This is a genomic window from Okeania sp. SIO2F4, assembly GCF_010672385.1.
GTDB lineage: Bacteria > Cyanobacteriota > Cyanobacteriia > Cyanobacteriales > Microcoleaceae > Trichodesmium.
Map to the genome: position 1 here is coordinate 1 of NZ_JAAHGT010001214.1, position 2,322 is coordinate 2,322.

Here is a 2,322-nt window from a genome sequence, read left to right on the forward strand (position 1 = left end):
AATGTTTACAAACTAATCTAAAAATTTACAAAATATAATGACGAAAATAGCCTTATTTGGAACAAGTGCAGACCCACCAACAGCCGGACATGAAACAATTGTTAGATGGCTCTCTCAAAACTTCGATAAAGTAGTAGTTTGGGCATCAGATAATCCCTTTAAATGCCATCAAACATCCCTAGAACAACGTTCGACAATGTTATCTATTTTGATTGAAAATATTGACTCGAATCAAAACAATATTTATCTACATCAAGAATTAAGTAGTCGTCGTACTTTAGAAACCGTTGAACTTGCCAGAAAAAAATGGCATGATGCCGAATTTACTCTAGTAGTAGGTTCAGATTTAGTCAAACAATTACCAAGTTGGTATCAAATAGAAGAACTTTTACAGAAAGTAGAATTATTAATAATACCTCGAAAAGGTATTACAACAGAAGAAGCAGATTTACAGAAGTTAAGGGAACTAAATACAGGAGTAAAAATAGGTTCTTTAGAAGTTCCGAATGTTTCCTCATCCGCATATCGCGAACAAGGAGACGAAATGACTATTACGCCTCCTATTAAAGATTATATATATCGGCATAAATTATATCAATGGCAGGAAGCGACTACAGAAATAGTTTAAACAATAAAGCAGACTTCAAAGTAGGGGTAGATAATGTAATTTTTTCCGTTGATACTCAACAAAACCGCCTCTTGGTTTTGTTAGTCATGCGACAAAAAGAACCATTTATTAATTACTGGAGTTTACCAGGTACGTTAGTAATAAAAGGTGAATCTTTAGAAGCAGCAGCATGCAGAATATTGGCAGAAAAAATCAGGGTAAAAAATCTATATTTAGAACAATTATATACTTTTGGCAGTCCTGGTCGTGACCCCAGAGAATCTAGTTATAATTGTAGATATCTATCTGTCAGTTATTTTGCCCTAGTTAGATTTGAAGAAGCAGAATTAATTGCTAATGAGGTAACAAGTATTAGTTGGTATCCTGTTGAGCAAATTCCCCAATTAGCATTTGACCATCAAAAAATTATTGAGTATGGATATTCGAGATTACGCAATAAACTTGAGTATAGTCCTGTTGCTTTTGATGTTTTACCGGAAGAATTTACTTTGGGAGAGTTATATCAACTTTATACAACTATTTGAGGAAACAATTTTTCAGATTATTCTAATTTTCGTGCCAGACTATTAAAGTTAGGTTTCTTATCTGATACTGGCATAAAAACATCACGAGGAGCAGGTAGACCTGCTAGTCTTTATCGGTTTAATTCTGAGGCATTCGCTTTAATTAAAGATAAACCTTTAATGTTTATTTGATGGAGATAGGGAATTCAGAAAAAATTGATACCCCGAAGCAATCTTTTCAACTGTAGGGTCTCTATGAGATTGCTTCAGGAATTTCTTTGACATTCCTTTTTATTTTTTCTATTTATAATTTTTGCTTTGATAGTAAAAGTTTCCTGGTTTATAGATTGAGAAACTACTAAGTCTAGGAGATAATTTTGTACCTTTAATATATCTTCAAATTCTTGGTTAGGAAGTTGGTTGCGAGGTTGAGCCTTCCTTAAGTTTTCTATATAATTTTTTGACTTTGATGTATATCCAAATTGCTGGTTGCTATCAGAGTTTTTTAAGTTTTGGAGATCGCCTTGTAGCTTTAATATTTCTTCAACTTGTTGTTTGTCAAGTTTAGCATTTGCTAAATTTAAGAGAGAATATTGTAGCTTTGATATATCTCCTACTTTCTGGTCGCGAAGTTGAGCGATCGCTAAGTCTAGGGGATGATATTGTAGCTTTAATATATCTCCATCCAGGTTAACAGTATAGTTAACAGGTTCACTGAGTTCTTCTCTTTTTGTCAAACTTTCCTTCAAATTTTCCAATTTTTCGTTTGATTCTAGTATTAAGTAACCATTCAGAAATATTGTTGCATTTGGGTAGTCTTTTTGTAGCTTTTTGAGAATATTATCTATATTATTTTTACTCTCTAATCTTATATTTTTATACTCAATAGTGGTGCAGTCATATACTATCTTTGTTTCCCACATTTCACTTCTGTATATCCACCCAAAAGCAACCATTACTGCCAAAATTATAGTAAGAAAAACAACATAATTAACGTTATTACCCCAAGATTTAATAAATCCTACGCTTTCTTTTTCCTGATTGTGGTTAGAGATTGGAGACTCAACCTGAAATTGTTCTTTTTTTTTAAATTGTTAAGGACTAATAAAACTTTTAATAATTTAGGATTAATTGTTAAAAAGAAATTCTAAAATTTGGTTGCGATTCTTCCAAAATTAATGCTTACTTTAA

2 protein-coding genes and 1 pseudogene are annotated in these 2,322 nt (G+C 32.0%); 2 read left to right on the forward strand and 1 reads right to left on the reverse strand.

What is annotated here, in order from left to right; genetic code table 11:
- The first annotated feature begins 37 nt into the window (after nt 1–37).
- Nucleotides 38–628, forward strand: coding sequence for a nicotinate-nucleotide adenylyltransferase (locus F6K22_RS38985; RefSeq protein WP_293110316.1), 591 nt, complete (start codon nt 38–40; stop codon nt 626–628).
- Nucleotides 598–1,323: pseudogene (locus tag F6K22_RS38990) on the forward strand (NUDIX hydrolase). Before F6K22_RS38985 ends, F6K22_RS38990 begins: the two are co-directional and overlap by 31 nt.
- A gap of 74 nt (nt 1,324–1,397) precedes the next feature.
- Here F6K22_RS38990 and F6K22_RS38995 read toward each other — a convergent pair.
- Nucleotides 1,398–2,054 carry a hypothetical protein gene (locus tag F6K22_RS38995; RefSeq protein ID WP_293110317.1) on the reverse strand — a complete coding sequence of 219 codons (657 nt, stop codon included), beginning with the start codon at nt 2,052–2,054 and terminating at the stop codon, nt 1,398–1,400.
- Nucleotides 2,055–2,322: the final 268 nt, after the last annotated feature.